At 37.6% G+C, this 19,600-nt stretch carries 20 protein-coding genes; all 20 read left to right on the top strand.

All coding sequences use genetic code 11. From position 1 onward, the window contains the following. Positions 1-13 precede the first annotated feature (13 nt). The 20 genes from IGI86_RS13535 to IGI86_RS13440 all read left to right on the top strand — a co-directional run bounded on the left by IGI86_RS13535 (position 14) and on the right by IGI86_RS13440 (position 19,587). The gene (locus tag IGI86_RS13535) at positions 14-2,590 is read left to right on the top strand and encodes a type IV secretory system conjugative DNA transfer family protein (RefSeq protein ID WP_430617435.1); all 2,577 of its coding nucleotides are present in this window, start codon (positions 14-16) and stop codon (positions 2,588-2,590) included. Further along, complete coding sequence (locus IGI86_RS13530; protein ID WP_430617433.1) at positions 2,583-4,712, top strand: pLS20_p028 family conjugation system transmembrane protein; 2,130 nt, start codon at positions 2,583-2,585, stop codon at positions 4,710-4,712. The genes IGI86_RS13535 and IGI86_RS13530 overlap by 8 nt, the downstream gene beginning before the upstream one ends. Before the next feature lie 13 nt (positions 4,713-4,725). After that, a complete protein-coding gene (locus IGI86_RS13525; protein ID WP_171918167.1) occupies positions 4,726-5,115 on the top strand; it encodes a DUF5592 family protein in 390 nt (129 codons plus the stop codon). Between the two features lie 19 nt (positions 5,116-5,134). Continuing rightward, the gene (locus IGI86_RS13520) at positions 5,135-5,863 is read left to right on the top strand and encodes a hypothetical protein (RefSeq protein ID WP_430617432.1); all 729 of its coding nucleotides are present in this window, start codon (positions 5,135-5,137) and stop codon (positions 5,861-5,863) included. Positions 5,864-5,919: 56 nt separating this feature from the next. Next, complete coding sequence (gene pepG1, locus IGI86_RS13515; RefSeq protein WP_430617954.1) at positions 5,920-6,066, top strand: type I toxin-antitoxin system toxin PepG1; 147 nt, start codon at positions 5,920-5,922, stop codon at positions 6,064-6,066. Between the two features lie 274 nt (positions 6,067-6,340). After that, entirely contained in the window at positions 6,341-7,078 is a 738-nt protein-coding gene (locus tag IGI86_RS13510; RefSeq protein WP_430617431.1) for a hypothetical protein, read from the top strand. Positions 7,079-7,157: 79 nt separating this feature from the next. Next, complete coding sequence (locus IGI86_RS13505) at positions 7,158-9,722, top strand: trse protein (RefSeq protein ID WP_430617430.1); 2,565 nt, start codon at positions 7,158-7,160, stop codon at positions 9,720-9,722. Then, a complete protein-coding gene (locus IGI86_RS13500) occupies positions 9,722-9,916 on the top strand; it encodes a hypothetical protein (RefSeq protein WP_008381260.1) in 195 nt (64 codons plus the stop codon). Before IGI86_RS13505 ends, IGI86_RS13500 begins: the two co-directional genes overlap by 1 nt. Before the next feature lie 20 nt (positions 9,917-9,936). Then, positions 9,937-11,091, top strand: coding sequence for a toprim domain-containing protein (locus IGI86_RS13495; RefSeq protein ID WP_430617429.1), 1,155 nt, complete (start codon positions 9,937-9,939; stop codon positions 11,089-11,091). 2 nt (positions 11,092-11,093) lie between these two features. Continuing rightward, a complete protein-coding gene (locus IGI86_RS13490) occupies positions 11,094-12,206 on the top strand; it encodes a lysozyme family protein (protein ID WP_430617427.1) in 1,113 nt (370 codons plus the stop codon). 19 nt (positions 12,207-12,225) lie between these two features. After that, complete coding sequence (locus tag IGI86_RS13485) at positions 12,226-12,867, top strand: hypothetical protein (RefSeq protein ID WP_430617426.1); 642 nt, start codon at positions 12,226-12,228, stop codon at positions 12,865-12,867. 15 nt (positions 12,868-12,882) lie between these two features. After that, positions 12,883-13,842 (top strand): hypothetical protein, encoded by a 960-nt coding sequence (locus tag IGI86_RS13480; protein ID WP_430617424.1) that lies wholly within the window; start codon positions 12,883-12,885, stop codon positions 13,840-13,842. Between the two features lie 333 nt (positions 13,843-14,175). Further along, complete coding sequence (locus IGI86_RS13475; protein WP_208775099.1) at positions 14,176-14,445, top strand: hypothetical protein; 270 nt, start codon at positions 14,176-14,178, stop codon at positions 14,443-14,445. Positions 14,446-14,462: 17 nt separating this feature from the next. Further along, entirely contained in the window at positions 14,463-14,894 is a 432-nt protein-coding gene (locus IGI86_RS13470; RefSeq protein WP_138314771.1) for a hypothetical protein, read from the top strand. Continuing rightward, the gene (mobP2, locus tag IGI86_RS13465; RefSeq protein ID WP_430617423.1) at positions 14,894-16,951 is read left to right on the top strand and encodes a MobP2 family relaxase; all 2,058 of its coding nucleotides are present in this window, start codon (positions 14,894-14,896) and stop codon (positions 16,949-16,951) included. Before IGI86_RS13470 ends, mobP2 begins: the two co-directional genes overlap by 1 nt. Positions 16,952-17,016: 65 nt before the next feature. Beyond that, positions 17,017-17,415, top strand: a complete 399-nt coding sequence (locus IGI86_RS13460) for a hypothetical protein (RefSeq protein ID WP_430617422.1) — start codon at positions 17,017-17,019, stop codon at positions 17,413-17,415. A gap of 90 nt (positions 17,416-17,505) precedes the next feature. Then, the gene (locus IGI86_RS13455) at positions 17,506-18,099 is read left to right on the top strand and encodes a type IV toxin-antitoxin system AbiEi family antitoxin domain-containing protein (RefSeq protein ID WP_430617421.1); all 594 of its coding nucleotides are present in this window, start codon (positions 17,506-17,508) and stop codon (positions 18,097-18,099) included. Positions 18,100-18,112: 13 nt separating this feature from the next. Beyond that, positions 18,113-19,012 carry a nucleotidyl transferase AbiEii/AbiGii toxin family protein gene (locus IGI86_RS13450; protein WP_430617420.1) on the top strand — a complete coding sequence of 300 codons (900 nt, stop codon included), beginning with the start codon at positions 18,113-18,115 and terminating at the stop codon, positions 19,010-19,012. A 94-nt stretch (positions 19,013-19,106) separates the two neighbouring features. After that, positions 19,107-19,277: a type II toxin-antitoxin system PemI/MazE family antitoxin gene (gene mazE / locus IGI86_RS13445; RefSeq protein ID WP_218193474.1), complete on the top strand. Its 171-nt coding sequence runs from the start codon at positions 19,107-19,109 to the stop codon at positions 19,275-19,277. Continuing rightward, complete coding sequence (locus IGI86_RS13440; RefSeq protein ID WP_430617419.1) at positions 19,267-19,587, top strand: hypothetical protein; 321 nt, start codon at positions 19,267-19,269, stop codon at positions 19,585-19,587. Before mazE ends, IGI86_RS13440 begins: the two co-directional genes overlap by 11 nt. Positions 19,588-19,600 lie beyond the last annotated feature (13 nt).

Raw genomic sequence — 19,600 nt, 5'->3', positions numbered from 1 at the left:
GAGAGGGGGACCTATGGCGAAAAATAAACAAAAAGAAATTAGCAAAGACCACAAAAAGAATTACGAAAAAGAAAAGAAGAACAATCTACGCTTTTTAGCCAATCGAAAATTTCTTACTTATTTTTCCGTGATCGCATTTTTGGTGCTAATGACTTTAGGAAATTGGCTTTTCCATCAGTGTGTTGCCTTTTTAAGTCAGCCACTCTTTGACTTTACAGTGAAACGAGTGCATGTTTCGTATGGTCAAACGATATTCTATTACCCACTATTGCGGTATCCACTATTTTATCTACTTCTTATCCTTGGGATTGTGGCTTTGATAGGTTACTTTGATTTTAAACTATACACGTCATTTCGACCTCTAGAAGACGATTTAACACAAGGAACCATGCATTTTACCCCTGAAGAGGATATGGAAAAAGAATATGAGACGGTTCCCGTTCATATTTTTGCTGAAGATGAAGATTTTTATGACGGAAAGCCAGGGTATCCGGTAGGTCGTAAACCGCAAACACCTGAAGAGAAGGAAAAAGGGATATTTCACTATTATGTGGATACGTCTGATTCGAACTCGGCGACTCTTGCCGGTACAAGGCAAGGGAAAGGCATTTACTTTATTGATCCATTTATTGATATTTTAACCAGGGCCCGCTTAATTGCTGATCGGGCTTCTTTTGTCATGACTGCGACCAAAGGGGACGAGCCGAGAAAATGGTACAAAACACTGAAACGACGAGGGTATAACGTTCGAATCTGTAATACCGTGAATCAATATTTCTCAGACCCAATCCCAACCCTAGCTGTTTTCAATAATTATTATCGACACTACAAACGACTAAAGCAAAAGGCAGACAAAGCGAAACAACAAGAGGATAAAGCGAGTCGCATTAAGTATAACGTATTGGCCGAGCAACAATTAGCCAATGCAGAAAAAGCGATCAACCAAGCTGCATTCCTTTATTTCAAAGAAGTGAATGAAGGCAAAGATGGTGGTTTTTGGACGAAAGCCTGTCGTAACCTGTTTATTTCTACAGGTCTTGCTTTGGCAGATCAAGAGTTTGAACAAAATGAAAAAATGAAAGTAAATCCATATACCATCTACACAGTGGTCAATGACATGATGTCCAAACATATCAAAGAAGGCAGCCATGATTTCTTGAATCAGTTCGCAAAGGATAAAAAGGACCTACAGCGATTGTTAGCCGAGTATGAAGATAAATCATATTTGGATGTCTTTTTTAGCGAAATGCCAAGAAATCACCCTGCGAAACGTTATTTTGATGCGATCAAAGCATCTGCTCCCGCACAAGTGACGCTAGGAAATATCGTGACACATTTTGATGGAGATCTCCAACAATTCCTCATGAGTGCTAACGCAAAAATGACTGCTTATGATGATGGATTTGACCTTGAATCAATCGGTTTTGATCGTGAACGTCCGACTGCAGTCTTTGTCGTTTTATCTGATGCAGATTCTTCTAACAATGCAGTAGGGGTCAATTATATTGATCAAATCTATCAAGTGTTGCTCAATCGATGCAACTTAGAGGATGACTCTGCTTGTTATCGAGCAGTCCATTTTATTTATGAAGAAGGAGGAAATTTAGGCGTTGCTATTTCTGATTTAGCACGCAAGTGGACTTCAGGGGCGAGTCGAAAATTATTTCAGCACTTGGTCTTACAAGATACGGAACAACTTACGTCGTTATACGACGAGCAAACAAAGGAAATCATTTTAGGGAATACGGCCAACCTCGTGTATATTCGAACGGGTTCTAAAGCTACTAATGAATATATCTCCGGACGGTTAGGAACTCGCTCAAATTATTCTAAGACAAGGCATAAAGACCCAACGTCGATCAGTTCTTCTGAAACTGAAAGTTCGGAACGAATCGATCTATTAGCCAGTTTTGAGTTAGAAAGAACGAGAACCGGTGAGTCAGTTGTCCTTCGAATCAATAAACATACTGATTTAAAAGGAAATCCGATTTACCAATATCCAATTTTAAATTCTCAAGAAAATGATTCAAATATGATCCCTTTTTATGAATTTCGGAAGTTAGACAAAGTTTCTTGGGAAGAAATACCTGTAAACAACCAATTTGTGGAAATGGAACTAGAAGATCTGGATTGGTCACTTATGCCCCAAAAGGAAAAATCAGACAAACCAGCTGTGGTGCAAAAAGAAGTCGTACCAATTGAAACCTACAAGAAACCTGTTCCTAAGAAGGAGGGGACGCAATTGTCTTTATTGTCACTGGAAGAATTGATCCAGTTAGAAAAAAACAGTGGAAAGGAAGAAAGACGGAAAAAAGAAGAAAAAGCAAAAGTTTTAGAACGGCTATATTCGGTCGAAGAAAGGAAGCGATCGGTTAAAGAGTATTATTCAAATGAGCAAGTGGAAGAAATACAGAAAATAATGTCTCGCTTCTTTGTTGGGCAAAAAGAAGTGTTACAAGAACTGAAACAAATACTTGAAAATGGCCAAGTACAGTCTTTATGTACTTTCTTGTTATCAACCAGTGAAGACCGAATGATCAATCGTTATATTCAGCAGTTTCGAGAATGGAAGGAGATAGCTTATGAGTGATAAAGAAATTTTAGAAAAGCTACTCGAATTTGCGCCATTCTTGAGTATTCAGAACATGATCAAAGATATTGGCCGAGCGATACTCTATTGGATCTCCAGTGTGTTGATGTGGATTGTTGAGAAAGTAGGCGGGGTACTGACTGAAATGGTTAGTGTCTTAGGCTTTTACAACGCTACGGATATGACCGGCAAAGGGGGGATCCTAGAGACTTTTAGTGCTTTTCAAAAATTTGGAATCGGGATTACGCTTTTGATTATAGGCGCAGTTCTATTTCTGGGAAAAACAGAAGAAACAAGAGCTGTCCCGTTAAATGCTCTGTTGATGGTAGTTATCGTTATGTTACTTCCTTCAATCATGTCAGATGGAATTAAAATCGTAAATTCTACTGTCGACGCAGTTAGCAGCGAACAAGCCGAATTTGGCTTTGACAGCTTCAAAAAAAATGTTACCGATGTTTATGTCTTAGCCGATAATGGATGGACAACAACGGAACCCCAAAATAAGAATTACTTAGAAGACCGGAATTTTTTTGATGTAAATGAGAAAATCACGGATGCAGAAGATATTGATAATGGAGAGCCTTTACTATATGAAGTGGTGAACAGTAAGTCAGGTAGTGGGAAAGAACTCCAAAAATTTGATTCAGACGGAGGAACGATCGCTAAATGGCTTATGAAACAGCTTTTTGTTAAAGGCTACTATCGGTGGTCGATCAATTGGCTACCATTGATTGCGACTCTTGCGTGTCTAGCATTCTCCCTGATTATTTCCCTTGTTCGTTGTGGTAGGTTAGGAATCGAACTCGGATTTAACTATATTTGGGCAAATATTGTTGCTTACTTCAGTATTCGAAATATTAAGTTTCTCAAGACTGCAGTTTTGGAGCTTTTTTCAGGATTTGTTTTGATTCTCTCTATTTTTGGAATGTATGCTGTATTTATTGCTTATAATTCCTGGCTAGGAACACAACAATTATCCGTATTAGCGCAGATATTTGGGATTATCGGAGGGGCATGGTTTATCTATGATGGTCCTTCTATCATTCAAAAAACGCTTGGTATCGACGCCGGACTATCTACAGCTGGAAGTTTTGTGATGGGAATCGGTGCAATGAAAGCAGTGAAGAAAGCAGGCGAAATGACTGGTAAGACGGTGAATGGTGCCGCAAACACGGCCGGTTTTGTGAAAGGATTATCTGAAGGAATGTCTTCAAAAGAGGAACCAAAAAATGATGAAAAAGCTGGCCTAAATTCAGAAATGGCGAAGAATACCAACGAGGATCTTCCGGAAGAAGAAAACAAGAACGGCAGAAATAACCAACAACCGGATGTGCAAAATCAAGAAGATTCGAATGAAAATTCCGAAGAACTCGATCAACCTCAAGAGAATGAGCCAGGTACAAGCGAAGCAGAAACAGAGCAAGAAACGAACGAAGATCAATTAACACAAACGCCGGAAAATCAAGCAGATGTTGAACTTCAAGAAGAGCCAGAAGCTCGTATTGAAGAAAACCTTGAACTGTCTGAAAATGATGCGAGCTTGGAACAAACTGAGCCGTATGCGAATGATTACGAAAATAATATGGAGGAGGATCACAATAACAATAGTGTAGATGACTTTGAAGGGGAATCCAGCGGTTCCCAATATGTCGAAGAACAAACACCACCAACAGATGAACCAGAAAGCAAAAATGATCAATCAAATCTATCGACAAGTGACAATGAAGTGCCAATTAATGAGTCAACGGCAACAAGTTTAAATTCAGGTGATGCTGATACCGAACAGACGGTTAATGAGAAAGATTCAGCTGTGAAAAATAATTCTGCGACTAAGAATGTCAAAGGAAATCATACGGAAAATAAAAAGCCGGAAAATGATAAAAATGAAGAAATGCCGAATCCATTTTCAAAAAAAGTCAATCAAATGGTCCATACGCCAAACTATCAAAAGAATACGAAAAATAAGGTTGGAAACATGGTTGATGGGTATAATCGAAACAAAGAGTTTGGCCAGGAAGTAAATGAATGGTTAAAACAACGTAGAAACAAAAGAGAAGAGCAGCCCCCTGAATCTGTCGCTCCTTACCTGGATAGAAAAAGAACAAAAAATAAATCAGAGTAGGTGATGGAACAGTATGCACGATATTCAAAATGAGATATTTACAGAAACAAAATTTTGGGGCGCTATCTTGTTAAAAGATGGCGTGGCCGGACTTGTTGTGTTTAACCTTGCAAGAAGCGTCCAGAATGCGACTTACGGGCCATTACAAGGATTTTCCTTCTGGTTTGTAATCTTGATGGGCTTTTTTTGGTTATGTCCTAGTGTAAGTAATGCGAAACTGAGGAACTATCAACGATTATTTATTACTTTAACAAACAATCGGTCGACCTACCATGCAATTGAGCGAATTGATTTTGAGGTACAAGAACGAATTGAAATGGTCATGGGAACAACTGAAGAAATTCAAGAGGAAGACGAATTACTTTCGTTAGAAGAGTTAGAGATTGATCGTGTTGATAAATGATGGACGGGAGTGTGTTAGATTGATAAAAAGTATGAAGAGTCAAATTTTATCAAAAGGTTTTTTGAAAATCCAGTTGCTAAATGTCTTATGGGTGGGAAAATATTATTTTCTTACCTGTTGTAAAGTAGTAGGTAGTGTGGTTATTATCAGTCTTATTTTCGAGGTTTTGGCGGTGACGTCGGATCAGAAAGAGTTATTTCTTACAATGGTTATCAATCTGTTTTATATATTTTTCATATTTAGAATGATATATCTAGGTATGAAATTTGGTATGAAATCGGATGGTGATACTCTAAAGCTCATTTTACATGGAGTAAGTATTCTTGTGGCGATGGCGATTTTTCAACGCTTTGGTGGACTAAATATAGAAACCTACGATTCTATTCAACAAGGATTCAATCAAAACAACTTTGATTATTTACTGGATAACTATGGCCCCTATTTTTACTCTGCGTGTTTGTATGTAATTTCTTACAAGTCTTATTATAAAAGAATCTTTGTAGGTTCTGTGCACATACATTCTCTTAAGGACAATCAATTATCTTGGGACGCAAATGATTGGATATATAATTTCATTTTTCCTAATCGTGTGAAAGAAGAGATGTCTGTTGGAAAAAGCGGATCGGTGGAAGTGTATTTTCGCTTGAACTATTCTTGGATCATGATTGGGAAATATTTTACTTCTTCTATATGGGTAGATGACGAAAAAGAAAATGAGGAGGTCAAGAAAACACTTATGGTACAATGACAGTGGCAGTAAAGTTTAATGACGGTGGCTATCCAATTGAGAGTGAGGTGGTGCGTATGAGCGTACTTCCAAAAACTTACGAAAGGAGACGCCTTTTGTCTGCGTACGAAACAATTCAGACGATTCTCGGTTTTGGTATGTTTACCATTGCGTTGATCAGTCTGGTTGTCAAGTTGCTTAAAGACGACAAAAAGAAGAAATAACCGTCACTTTAGCAGGAGTCGGTTATCTCTTTTTAGATAATTAAATTTCTGTCACCGTTCTTTAAACGGTGCTGTCTAAGGGGAGTTGTTATCGCAACTCCTCTTTACATGATTATAGTACCATAATATAGATTTCCTTTCAATTATTGCTTATATAGTCGTATGATTTGAAGTAAGAATGGAGTATCTAGAATCAAAAGTAACAACCATAAATTTAAGAATCTAATAACCTTCCAATTTGATATAATTATTTTAAAAAATAGGAGATGGTTTAATGAAGCTTAAACTGAAGTTAACAATTGATTCCAAAATTTTCCATTTGGTTGTTATATGGTTTATTTTTTTTGCAACTTGTTTTGCGTTATATCTCGAAAGAGGTGGCTATTTAACAAAACGTGACACAGAGATAATAAGCAATGTCGTAGTCTATCTGATTGCAATTGAACTGACTATAATATTGGTACAAGCAGTACTATTTATTTCGAGCTTCGTAATAAATGTATACTTTGATATTCAAACAAAAAAGAGGGAAAAGATTGAGACAAACACCTTTTTTTGGATATCAGAAGAAAAAATTGGCGATGTCACTGAGCTTATAACAGTTTTAGGATTAAGAGGAATAGAGTTTGATAATGACTGTGATAAAAGTTTAAATCGTTATTCTTATATCAAGAATCATATTCGTAACTCTTTATCACCTGAAGATATTAAACTTTGGCATTCCCAATTAAAGGTCAAAGACAAGGACATAACATATATATCTTTTTTAATAGCGAGTATCATATCTTTCTCTGCGATAAAAGAAATATTCATGTTTATTCCAGTTGTATATGAATTTTTGGTCAATAACGCACCATACGAAATAGTTGGCCGTATCATATTCATTGAAATAATATTATTAATAATTGTCGGTGTGAGAGGGCTGCTAAAATACGTAAAACTAGATTCTAGATTGACAAACTTCTTTACTACGATTTTAAACGATTTAATTGAAGAAAATCCGAATTCATAATTCAATTAAGTATAAAGCGTTTCGTTAACCAATGTTAATGGAACGCTTTTTTATATTCATTGGAGGTGCAATTAATAAAATGATTAACTCAGAAGCGTTACTACAAGAATTAGATGAACAAGAAACGACCCCTAAAGTGGTGAAGGACCCCTTGATTGACGAAAAACCGCAGAAAGTTCGTCGACTAAAACAAGAAAAGACCGTCTTATCTTTGATTCCATATCGAAGAATCATATCTGAAGATTGTTTTGCAATGGAAAAAGAAGTCACTAATTTTTATCGAATCGAAGATGCTTCCGCACGTGATGGAAGTGAGCAGCAGCGTCAAGAGGCATTGCACGATTACCTGGTATTTTTGCGTACCGTCCACAAGAATATCAAAGAGATCTTCACCAGTTTTCCGGTAGATATGTCGGAAAACATTGACTACGCACGTCGGCGCTTTAAGATGCGAAAAGGAAATAAAAATGTACAAGCAGAACAGGCAATCACCCTTAGTCAGTTGGAGTATTTAGATAATAATAAGACAATCAATACGGTTTACTTACAAATATTCGCCACAGATAAAGAAGAGTTAGAAGACGTCGAACGAGAAATTATGAGTGTTTCTACGGCAAATTTCCGACCTGTCAAAATGTCATTAACTCAAAAAATCAAGCTACTTGTAAGATTGTATAATCCTTTATCAACAATTCCTATTGGCATTCCCTACCAGGATACGGATGAAACTGGAAGAAGACCGGATGTTCAAAAAATCGTTGATAAAAAAGGATACGATCCTCTCTTTATCGGGCAAATTCAACCACTAGGGGGATTGAAGCCACATTCGCCAACAGAATTACAAATTGGTAATGGCTTCATTCGTGTATTGAATCTACTCGTTTATCGGCCAAAAAATAATCCAAATTTTTGGGGACAACATATTTTCAATATGAAAAATGCGGTGACAACGCTAGACATGCGATCAATCGACGTGGCTAATCCTATGGTAGAAAAAAATCTGAACAATTCCTTAGAAGAGTACGAAGATCAAGTAGCTACTTCAAAATCCAGAATATCGAAGAAAAAAGCGAAGAACGAATACTACAAGTTAGATCAAACCGTTGAACAGATTCTGGAAGGACAAGAGGTGCTAAAAGAAATCCATGTCCGTTATATAATCAGTGCGGAATCGATTGAAGAGTTGAACAGTAAAGAAAAAGAAGTCCATATGCAATTGGGTAAACGACAGTTTCAGGCGTCATGCTTCTTAGATGAACAGGAGCGACAGTTTAAAGCTTCCTTTGTTTCTTATACGCAAGGACGGCAACTGATTCGAAGAAAAGGGAAAGAAATCAAAGGGTCTGCGCTTGCAGGCAGCTATCCGTTTCATTTTACGAATCATATTGATCCAGATGCTCCATACTCCGGCTATCCTTTATATGGATCAGGAATTATCTGTCTATCACCTACACACAAGGATCGCCAAAGAAAATCGTACAGCATGATAATCGTTGGTAGTCAGGGGTTTGGTAAAACGACCGTTTCCAAGAAGCTAGCGAAACAATTTGTAGAATATGGCAATAATCATTTTGGTTTCTACATGTCTGATGAAACAAAGCGTTTGACTGAATACCTGGGTGGAATCCATTTAGATGGCGCAGAAGCACGGTTAAATCCTTGTCAGATTTACGCTTCAGATGTGGACGCAAAAACAAAGAGAACGAAAGAACAACAGTCCTATTTAACAAATCTAACAAAAATGCGCTTGATTTTTGCCTTGAACAACGAAATTAAGAGTGATGATCCAGTGATGGTGGAGGCGAAAAAATTATTTCCCAAAGCCTATGCCAAGTATATGGAAGATCATAACCTCGATTTATCGAAAATTACTCAATATGATCCAGAACAATATCCAATCTATTCGGATATTTTAGACTTTGCAAAGAAAGAACAGGCAAGTGAAGTGGAAGAATTCCGGAAAAAGAGCTTGTATCAGTTGGTATCGCAATTAGAATCGTTTATTGATAATTCAGGGAATATCTTTAATCAACGATCAGAATTTGATTTTAGTCACCGGCAGTTAGTTACGTTTGATATGCAGAACTTAATCAAATCGGATAAAGCGACTTATAATGCGCAGTACTACAACCTTTATACTGCTGCTTTCAGTGAAGCGGTGCGAGTCGGGCAGAGAGAAAAATATCTCTTTGACCGGAAACAAAAGCGAGTGGATGAATTGATCTACACGAACATTACTTCAGATGAGTTCCATAATCCGATCCGAACGGAAAATTTGACCCTGTTAAATGAATTGGACCGTTATAACCGTGAAGCTCGCAAGTTGTTGATTGGACAAACGTTTATTTTACATGACATTGCGGATGCCTTTCCGGATTATACAGACGGGAAGATGGGTGAAATATCTAAAGCAGTAATGAACCTGTTTAAATTGACCACCTATCGCTTTTTGCTACAACAAGATAGTTCTTCAGAAGCACTTATGAAGAAAATCTTTGGGAAACAGTTGAGTAACTATGATTTAGCGGAGATTTTCAAATTCGAAGAACGAGATATTCTTTTAAACATTAAGGGATCTACGAATATTAAATTTCGCTACGACTTAACCGAACGTGAGAGAGAAATCTTTGATGGAGGTCTATAATGAAGGACAAAAATGAGAAGAAAGAGCTGAAGAAAGAAAAACGAGCTAGACATTGGCAGCAGACGAAAAAGCTGACAAGAAGGATCGTCATTGGCAAACCAGGCGAAAAGATTCAAACAACGAAGACAAAGACCCTTTATCTTATTGTGGTTTTTGTCTTTTTTCTTTATCTGCTATTGCAGCTGTTCGTTTAAGTAGGATTGGAGTGATCTAAGTGAGCCAATTAAAAGTGTTTACCGAAAAACAACTGAATTATGCACGTAAGACAAACATGCTCGCCTACATGCTAGAGCGAGGAGAACCATTCGAACAGGTTTCTTCAAAATTTGTTGAGCATAAGGACCATGACAGTTTACGAGCAAATATTAAAACAGGCGTCGTTAACTGGTATTCGCAAAATATTACTTCTTGGAACAACGCCATTGAGCTATCAATGGCGTTTTATAATGAACCTTTTGAAACAACTGTCGAAGACCTTTTACAGTTTCAAAGCACGAGGCGCGTAATGAATCAATCGATCAATAAGTCCTCGGCTAGACAAAATGTCTTAGAAAGCAAAATAGAGCCATTTAACCCTCAGCACATTTCGTCAATGGGGAATTATGATACAAGTGAACTCGGTCAAAAGGGGCGATCTTACTTAAAGTCTCGTTATCTATCGGATGAAACAATTGATTATTTAGAAAAGCTAAATCTCGTTTCTAGCGATAATAAAAACAATCTATTATTCAAGCATATTGATATAGGCGTCGGTAAAACTGGAAACATTGTAGGGTGTGATATACAGGGAACCTACGCACGATCTCTTGAAAAAAGAGCCTCACTCAATGACAAAGGAAAGTTGAAATTAGCTCGTAAGTATTTTAAAGGCATAGGTGAAAACTCCATGAACAAGCGTGGCTTTTTATTTGGAGTGAATGTAGCTTATAACGTTCCGTTGACTTTATTTATCACAGAAGGCCCGATTGAATCAGCTTCTTTGTTTGAGTTGCAAAAAGAATCTCTGCCTGTTAACTCTTGGTTTTTATCTCTTTCGGGGTTAAAAGAAGACACCTTTTGGGAGACAAAAGGTCTATTACAAGAATTGACTAAAGCGCCAAAAATAGAAAGTATTCTTGCCGTAAATAACGATGAAAAAGGACAAGAATTTGTTCAAGATGTACATGAAACCTACAAAGACGAAAGAGAGTACCAGTCCGCCCACACACTCAAATTACTTCTACCTGAATTGGAGAATGGTGATTGGAACGAGATGTTGGAACTTAAAAAAACCGGACTATTAAATAGTCGTGCCGAAAAGTTAAAAGAAAAACGAGAAGCAGAAAAACTTGTTCAGTCGATGCAAATGTCGTACTCAGAGAGGGTTTGACCATGAGAGGATTAAAAATAAAGTTGCTGCTTATCGTAATTATTTCTGTCTTCACATTTTCGGCAGTAGCGATGTTTATAGAGCAAACTCAAACCATGATGGCCGGTATTTTAGGTATTGAACAAACGAGCCAAGCTGTTGAAGTAAGTGGAAACAAAGACCTCTCAGCTGACGTCTTAGCATTAAAATCTATCGTTGAAAAAGAAGCACAAGCAGCAGAAATTTCCTCAGAAGTACCGTTTCTACTTGCGATTATGATGGTTGAATCGGGTGGTAGAGGGAGTGATCCTATGCAATCAAGTGAATCAGGAGGCATGCCGCCAAATAGCATTTCAAGTGTTGAATGGTCGATTCGTCAAGGAGTAAAGCATTATAAGACAACGTTAGAATTAGCCAAAAGATACGGTCTGGAAAATGATAAAAAGGCAATCGTACAAGCCTACAATTTTGGCTCTAGCTATGTCTCTTGGTTAGGGAATGGTAATAAAAAACATTCTGTTGATGAAGCCGAAATCTATTCAAGAAATGTTGTCGCACCAAGTCAACGTGCAAATGGGTATCCGAATGCAGGTCAAAAGTATTCTTACGTCAATGAAGTATCAAAAGCAGATGGGCGAACGTATCTTTATAGGGATTCAGGTAACTTCTTTTATGCCGAACTTGTGTACCAATACATTGATAATACAGAAAGCAGTCAAGCTCCTAATGGTGAATATGCTTTGCCAGTAGATAATCCTGTGATTTCGAGTGGATTTGGTTGGCGATCTGATCCATTCGGAGGAGGAACAGCCTTTCATAGAGGTCTGGATTTTGCGAATCCTTATGGTTCAAATATCAAAGCAATTGCAGATGGAAAAGTAATCACGGCCGGTTCTCATTATAGCTGGGGAAATCATGTGGTGATCCAACATGCGAATGGTCAAGTAAGCTTGTATGCTCATCAAAGTAAGCTTTTAGTAACAGTCGGTCAGACTGTTAAACAAGGTCAAACAATCGGACAGCTTGGCAGCACAGGGAATTCAACCGGTCCTCATTTACATTTAGAAATAGCTAAATCGAGTGACTTATCGCAGTCAAATTTAATCGATCCTGCAGAAGTTTTAGGATTGAAATAGACAGAAGGGAAGAGGTCGAATGAAGAAAAAAAATAGTGCCGTAATTTTTATACTTGTTAGTGTACTGAGCTTTATTTTAGGTGTTTTGATTGCCTTAAATTATCTTCAACCAGTTCTAAAGGAGAAGGAAAATAGTACGTTGTTGTCTGAACAAAAAGCAAATCAGGAGACGATAAATTCTTATGTTGAAGAAAATAAATTGTTGCAAGAAGAGCTTGATTCACAGGAAGTGAATCTTCCAAAAGACACACGATCGGAAGTAGAGTTCAAGAATATTGAGAAAGTAGCTAAGGCTTTTACAGATGGTTTCTACACAAATAATTCAGATAATATTCAAGAGAAAATGGATAGTATTCAAGAGTATCTCACGCCAAAAGCCAAGGGAAAAATCGTTCCATATTGGGTAGAAAGTAACGACAAGATGACTGTTGAGCAGAGCAAAATCAGTGAAAAATACTACGTGAATTTAGAGAACGTACTGGGCGAAGCTACAGTAACCGGCTTCTTATATGTGTCTACAAGTTATGAAGAAGATAAACCTTTTACCGTACGTTATTTGGTACAGATGGATCTTAAAAAGAATGATAATAATGTATGGCAAGTGAATGAAATCCGAGAAACAGTCACCACGAATGATGTGCCGGAAAGATTTTATGAATAGAGGAGGACGGCACAAATGAAAAAAATTAAAGAACTGATTGAACGGATTGAAACGTTCAGAGATGACTTCCAAAAAGGACAGTCAAAGAAGACAAAAGTAAAACAGAAGCGAGCAAAACTATCGCCAATAATCTATAAAGGGATGTTCCTATTTACGATAATAGGAACGCTCTTTTTCTTTACCTCAAGACTTCTATTTGAAGATGATAGTCCGATTATAGATAGCGGTTTTGGTGTAGAAAGTAGTCAGACAATCGGGAATGATACGGTTCAAATCTTCCAACGTATCTACAATCCCGAAACTAGATATATGGAGGTCATACTCCTTACAAGCCGCAATGAAACGAGCGTGAATCGAGAATACCAAGCATTTGCAGGTTCAGTCAAAGAAGGCAATAAAGGGGTCGCATTAGAGTCCAAACTAGAACCACTTTTTGATAATTACTATCTCTTAACTATTCCGAAACTTCCTAAAAAATGGACAACGATCCTGATTGATTTTGGTTACTCAGAGAAGAATATCAGCGTCAATCCCACCTACAATCAAGAGGGGGAAATGGTGTTTGAAGATAAAGAAGAAGTCAATCAAACAAGCTTCAATATAGATTATCGTAAAGTCCAAACGAGTAAAACCCTGGCCAAACGCAATGTGAATGATTATGTCATTGAATTGACCGAAAAAGATATTGAAAAAGCGATCGCTGAACGGAAAAAACTAAATGAGAGCATTCAAAAAATAGAGTCGGAAATCGAAAAAACGAAGTCAAAAATATTAGAAAATGAGGCGTCAACTGAGTACTTAACTGCACGTGAAAAAGAAGAAATCGAGAATGCCAATAAGCAGCTGAATAGTCAAATTGATAGCTACTACAAAGCAATTGAAGAAGCACAAAAACAAATTGAAGTAGTAGAAGAACGCCGTCAAAAACTGATTGATCGAAATCAGGCTGCTCAAATGGAAAATGAGAATAAATAACAAAAAATACATGGGCGACACAGGGGCGAATCAGGGCGAACCAAGGGTGCTAAATGCTAAGAAAAGGGGCGAACGGGGGGCGAATTCCTCAAAAAGAAGGAAAATCAGGGGTGTCACAGGGGCGAAAATACTTGAAATTAGGGGCGATATAGGGGCGAAAAAGTAGAAAAGTGGGCCCCAGAGAAAAGCCTTGCACTGCAAGGCGGGACACCTTGTGTGGACCCCATTTTCCCTTATGCTCTTACACTAGACAGAGGCGAATAAGCCAATGTTAAGACCCAATGAAAAAAACAGGGCCTCAGCTGGCTATAAAAAAACGAGGGGTAGTCAACGATGAGTCGAACAAAACCACTGAAGATTAGAGATGTAGATGAAGAGATCCACCAAAGATTAGTACAAGTAGCGAAGAAAAAAGGATACAAAAGTCGTGATGAGATGTTGCGAGAAGTGTTAACGCAAATTGCTTATGATGAGTTCCAATTGGACAGTGAAATCCGGTACCGGCAGTTCATAGAAAAGCAAAAACAATTCATGGAATGGTTAGCTATAACCGTCGTTGAAAAATCCTATTCTGAAATAGAAAAGGATCCATTCACTGAATAAGATAGGAGGCAAGACTTATGGAAAAAGAAGAGCTAGAACAAGCAAGTCTAGAGGAAGAAAAGTGGAGAAAAAAAAACTATTGGGTAAAAGAATCCACTATCGATCGTATCCGCTATTGGAATGATGTGAGGAATGATAAAAATGAAGGCTACACCTTAGAAGCACTGTTAGACTTTTATGAAAAGAATCATTCCCAAGAACAGCAAGCAATGGAAGAATTATTGACTCTTCAAAGGCAACAAATGACTATCATACGTGAAGCGGAAATGAACAGTAAATTGAATCAACAATTACTCAACACGATGATGTGGTTTCATGAGATTGAAGGGTTCCAAGCAATGGACTCTTTGCCACTAATTGAAGCAAAAAAACAATATCAAGAGCTGCTTGAAAGTCAAATCAAAACAGCGCACCACCGGAAGAAATATAACCAAGTTGGTGATGATTGATGGCAAGACAAACAGCTGGCGTCATTTACTCAGCAGCGTTCGTCATTTCCAGTGCCCAGGCTTTCCATGAATTCATTGACTACATGAACCGAAGTTCCGCCGTTCGGAACGAAAACTTTGATAAGTACAATGTGTTTTCGGAACAGAATCAAGCGGATAGTTACAACAGTATTGAAGGCGGAAACGAAAAAATGTTTTCTACCTACAATGATTATATGTCGAATCCAGAAAAGACAAGCTCGTCTTTTACTCGCCATTATGATCAAGCGCCACTGGAAGTAATGAATCACTTAAAGGATTACTTTACACAAGCACAAGAAAATCAATCGCCACTTTGGCAAATGGTTTTTAGTTTCAAGAATGAGTGGCTAGTTGACCATGCATTAATGAATGAAAAAACGAGTCGGGTGGATACAGTTACCCTTATCGATGCAGCAAGAAAGGCAGTCACAGATTTGGAAAAGAAAGAAGGGTTAGAAGGCGAGTGGTCGGGCGCCATTCATTACAATACAAAACATATTCATGTCCATATCGGGTATGTGGAAAAAGAACCAACGAGGGAGTGGGGATATTATGAACATCCAACTGATCCAGAGAAAACTGGTTGGCAGTATATGGCCAAATTCAAACAGTCCGCCATAAAAAGTACACGCCGGACGTTTGTAAATACGCTTCTCAAAAATGAATCGCAACTTAAAGAGTTAAGCCAGTCGATACGGCAACAAGTGACCTTAGCAAAAGAGAATCGTAGTGAGTTTTTGGCTGGTCGATACGAAACGTTAGCAACCGATTTACTGGAAGCATTGCCTGATAACAAATACTTTTGGAAATATGGATTTTCCGAAAGGCATGGCTTCAAAGAACCGCTCGATCGAATGGTCAATTTGTTCTTAAACACTGACGGAAAAGAAACGATGGAAAAAGTGATTCGACTTTTAAAACCAATTTCTGACGAATACGAATCAGCGTATGGAAATCCAAGAAACGCACCGACTTATTACGAGAATCAGTTGTATGGAAAAAATGGGTTATACGCTCAGATTGGAAACCAAATTTTGCATGAGTTAAGAACATTTGCCAAGAGTCAACAAATGCAAAAAGCAGTGGGAAATATGACTGCAGAAGAATTTGATGCCCTTCAAAAAGAACAAGCGGTTTTGCCAATCGATTTAGGATCTTCAACAGAACAAGATTTCATTTCTCCGGAAATGGAAGATGTATTTCACCTGCTAAATGAGATCCCGCCACCTGTGGAAGAAGATGAAATTGAGCAACCGTTCATTGAAAAATTGCCTGAAGTTAAGAGCGATTCGATTCCTACTGAACGGTCGAACCAACTCGTTGAAGCATTCGAATTGATGAAACAACACTTTGACAAGCGAGATGAATCTTTAGACCAGCGTCAAATGGGGATACAGTATAAGCTGAATCAGGAGAACGCCAATCAGGAGGATACGATCGAGCGAAGAGCGATGTACATTCATGCGGTGGATAGTGAGACGGATTTTGTTCACTATGAACCAACAAGTATTCAAAAACATAAAACGTTGGATGAAGAATTCGTGTCAGCAAAAGAACGAAAATCTTCGGAGAGCGAGGAAGGTAACGGGCAACACAATCTTGATCGATTTTCAAAAAAGAACCGCGCGATGATCTTGAGGCAAAACCCTGGGGCTACGTTTGTTTATGGTCCGCAACAATGGAAACTAAATGGCCGTAAGGTGCGTGAAGACGAGATCGATCAACCGCTGATACTCATTGCACCCTACAAAATAGAAGATACAGTCGTCTTTGAAGAAATTTGCGTTTACGATATTAGTCAAACAGAAGCCTATCAACCAACCGCTGCAGAACTCGAGGAGCTACTAAAAAAAGAAAACGCAAACGGGAAAAGCATGGCTCCAAGAAGTGTTTCTCGATTCCAAGATCGTCGCAAAGAAATGGAAATGCGAAAGATAGTTCAATCTTTAAGGAGATCTTGCGAAAACAGTCTGCAGCATTATCTAAATGAACGAGCATATCGTGAACTGCATTATGAGAGTCAATCAAATATTTAACAAAAATAATAAGAAAGAAAAGACGGTTTGGCAGAAGTGCCTGACCGTTTTTTAGGAGGAAAATTATGGTTCAGACAGATACTGGAGATCAAGGATTGGATGTTAGAAAAGAACGAGAAAAGATTGTCGCTTATTTTGAAAAAGATCCTACGTTAACGATTTCGGTGGTTCCTGATGAGAATCAGCAAGAGATATATGTTTTAGCAGAACGTCTTCAAGACTATACCAAGGTTTATTCATATCGAGATGTCGAAACCTTTATAGCTCAAAACCAGGGTATACGATCATTTCAGGAATTTGAAACACTCTATCGACCGATTGATGAAGAAGACGAAATTGAAGAAATTGAAACCACCAATCAACTCATACAAGAAGATGATGAGATGATTATTGAAGAAAAGGTGGCAATTAACAAAAGTAAAAAGAAGCGGAAAGAAAAAGCACAAGGATTTGAAATGACTTAAATAGGTTCAAAATCTGATTCCCTCTTGTTGATATTAAACTAACGTAGTATAATTGAGTTAGTTTAAAGTTAACAAAAGGGGGGATTTATTTTGAATCAAAAGGTTGTTGATGCTTTAGAAAAATATGGTGGAAATCTATCTTTGAAAGATGCCCGAAAAGAGGGAATCCTCCCTATGACATTAGATCGGTTAGTTAAATCTAAAAAAATCGAAAAGGTAGCACCAGGGTTTTATGTGATGAAAGATACGTTTATTGATGAACTATACTTGGCTCAAAGTGTTTACTCCAAAGGCGTTTTTTCTCACGAAACAGCACTAGATATTTATCAAGTGGGAACTTATATTCCAAAAAAGTTAAATATGACATTTCCTAAAGGTTATAATGTTCCTAAAGATCGCCTTGATAATTATGCTATTCAACCTCACTATACAACAAAAGAAACATTTGAATTAGGGTTAACAGAAACAGAAAGCTTTTATGGGAACAAAATTGTTCTTTATGATCTGGAAAGAACCCTGTGTGACATGTGGAATTCACGATATACGGCAAGTGCAGAAGTAAAGCAAGAAGCGCTAAAAGAGTATATGAATAGCCCTAGTAGAAATACTAGTAAATTAAGAAAGTACATGCAAATTTTGAAATCGCCAAAAGAAATGAGTGCTTATATGGTACCGTTATATTAGGAGGAACAACTAAATGACCCCGACACAGTTTAAGGCAAAGACTCGAAACTTTGCAATGGAAAAACACTTGAACCCACAGATCGTCCAAAGATACTTTATGATGGAAAAACTACTGGAATGTATCTCAGAATCTGACTACCGAGATGATTTCGTCTTGAAAGGTGGATTTTTGATTGGCTCTAAGTATGGACTAGAGAATCGATCAACCGTAGATATTGATACTACTTTCCGAAATTCAAAGTTGACTAAAGAAAAACTAACAGAGATTTTTACTGAGTTGATGGCCAATCCAACAAAGGACGGGATTCAATTTGAACTTCAAGGATTATCAGAAACCCGAGAAGCTGATTTTTATCCAGGTTATCAAGCAAAAATAGTTGCTTATTTAGATACAGCACGTGTCCCTTTTAAATTGGATATTACGTCAGGTGATTCTATTATTCCAGAAGCTGCAATGTACGAACATAAATTAATGTTTGAAGATAAACAAATACAAATTCCTGCCTACCCAACGGAACAAATTCTATCTGAAAAGCTACATGCAACATTCAGTTTTGGTATCGCCAATTCAAGGATGAAGGATTTTTATGATATGTATATGATTCCTAAACTGGAGAGTATCGATGCAGAAAGTCTATACAAAAGTATACGTGGTACCTTTAAACAAAGGTCTAATCCCACCTCATTCAAAAATCTATACAACAGAGAAATGCCTCAGCTGATTGAAAGTAAATCACTGGCAGATCAATGGGAAAAATATCAAGGCGAAAATAATTTTGCTAAAGATATTTCCTTCGAATCGACATTGGAATCAGTTGATTCCTTGATGAAATTGATACTGGATCAGGAGAAAATGGAGGAAAAAAAGAAATTAAAAAAAGAGAAAAAACTGAGTAATGAGATGGAACTTTAAAGAATCAGCATAGCTGGTTCTTTTTTTTATAAATAAAAACTATTGTATATCTTTGGATATACGAGTATAATAGCGCATGAGGTGAACAGCAATCATGAAAGCAGTCAAAACTAGAATCATAGGAAATTCGCTCGTCATTTCTCTGCCCAAAGAATTACAAATAAAAGAAAATCAATACTTTTATTGCCACCAAAAAGAAAATGGCATTATTGAGCTTGTTCCAAAGATTGAAAATCCATTAAAGCAGAATAGCGATGAAAAGTAACTGGAACCAACGCAACATTCTATCAGATAACCAGGGGAAAATGTATCTGGTTCTTAGTGCAGATGCCTTTTATGACACATATGAGCGAGTGATCGTCTGCAAAGTGACAGACGCTGCAACTGAAACACCATTAGAGGTCAAGATTAGCTTAGAGACTTCTAAACATTCGATGATCGTCGATTGTTCTGAGTTTTTTACGATCAATCCTTCTGCAGATCTGTACACGTTGTCCGGCACATGCGATGAAGGGGAGTTTCTTATAGTTGCTCAAACCTTCTTAGCCATTTTTGACTTTCCTTTTTTTGATTGAGTTTATCCATGCG

The sequence above is a fragment of the Enterococcus sp. AZ188 genome (genome assembly GCF_050544075.1).
Lineage (GTDB): Bacteria > Bacillota > Bacilli > Lactobacillales > Enterococcaceae > Enterococcus_D > Enterococcus_D entomosocium.
The sequence above is the reverse complement of the archived record's forward strand: the minus strand, read 5'-3'. Positions and strand labels throughout refer to the sequence as shown.

What these genes read in the sequence shown, in the direction of transcription:
- IGI86_RS13535 (WP_430617435.1), top strand. Translation starts at nt 14, where the DNA reads ATGGCGAAAAATAAACAAAAAGAAATTAGCAAAGACCACAAAAAGAAT.
- IGI86_RS13530 (WP_430617433.1), top strand. Translation starts at nt 2,583, where the DNA reads ATGAGTGATAAAGAAATTTTAGAAAAGCTACTCGAATTTGCGCCATTC.
- IGI86_RS13525 (WP_171918167.1), top strand. Translation starts at nt 4,726, where the DNA reads ATGCACGATATTCAAAATGAGATATTTACAGAAACAAAATTTTGGGGC.
- pepG1 (WP_430617954.1), top strand. Translation starts at nt 5,920, where the DNA reads ATGAGCGTACTTCCAAAAACTTACGAAAGGAGACGCCTTTTGTCTGCG.
- IGI86_RS13510 (WP_430617431.1), top strand. Translation starts at nt 6,341, where the DNA reads ATGAAGCTTAAACTGAAGTTAACAATTGATTCCAAAATTTTCCATTTG.
- IGI86_RS13505 (WP_430617430.1), top strand. Translation starts at nt 7,158, where the DNA reads ATGATTAACTCAGAAGCGTTACTACAAGAATTAGATGAACAAGAAACG.
- IGI86_RS13500 (WP_008381260.1), top strand. Translation starts at nt 9,722, where the DNA reads ATGAAGGACAAAAATGAGAAGAAAGAGCTGAAGAAAGAAAAACGAGCT.
- IGI86_RS13490 (WP_430617427.1), top strand. Translation starts at nt 11,094, where the DNA reads ATGAGAGGATTAAAAATAAAGTTGCTGCTTATCGTAATTATTTCTGTC.
- IGI86_RS13485 (WP_430617426.1), top strand. Translation starts at nt 12,226, where the DNA reads ATGAAGAAAAAAAATAGTGCCGTAATTTTTATACTTGTTAGTGTACTG.
- IGI86_RS13480 (WP_430617424.1), top strand. Translation starts at nt 12,883, where the DNA reads ATGAAAAAAATTAAAGAACTGATTGAACGGATTGAAACGTTCAGAGAT.
- IGI86_RS13475 (WP_208775099.1), top strand. Translation starts at nt 14,176, where the DNA reads ATGAGTCGAACAAAACCACTGAAGATTAGAGATGTAGATGAAGAGATC.
- IGI86_RS13470 (WP_138314771.1), top strand. Translation starts at nt 14,463, where the DNA reads ATGGAAAAAGAAGAGCTAGAACAAGCAAGTCTAGAGGAAGAAAAGTGG.
- mobP2 (WP_430617423.1), top strand. Translation starts at nt 14,894, where the DNA reads ATGGCAAGACAAACAGCTGGCGTCATTTACTCAGCAGCGTTCGTCATT.
- IGI86_RS13460 (WP_430617422.1), top strand. Translation starts at nt 17,017, where the DNA reads ATGGTTCAGACAGATACTGGAGATCAAGGATTGGATGTTAGAAAAGAA.
- IGI86_RS13450 (WP_430617420.1), top strand. Translation starts at nt 18,113, where the DNA reads ATGACCCCGACACAGTTTAAGGCAAAGACTCGAAACTTTGCAATGGAA.
- mazE (WP_218193474.1), top strand. Translation starts at nt 19,107, where the DNA reads ATGAAAGCAGTCAAAACTAGAATCATAGGAAATTCGCTCGTCATTTCT.
- IGI86_RS13440 (WP_430617419.1), top strand. Translation starts at nt 19,267, where the DNA reads ATGAAAAGTAACTGGAACCAACGCAACATTCTATCAGATAACCAGGGG.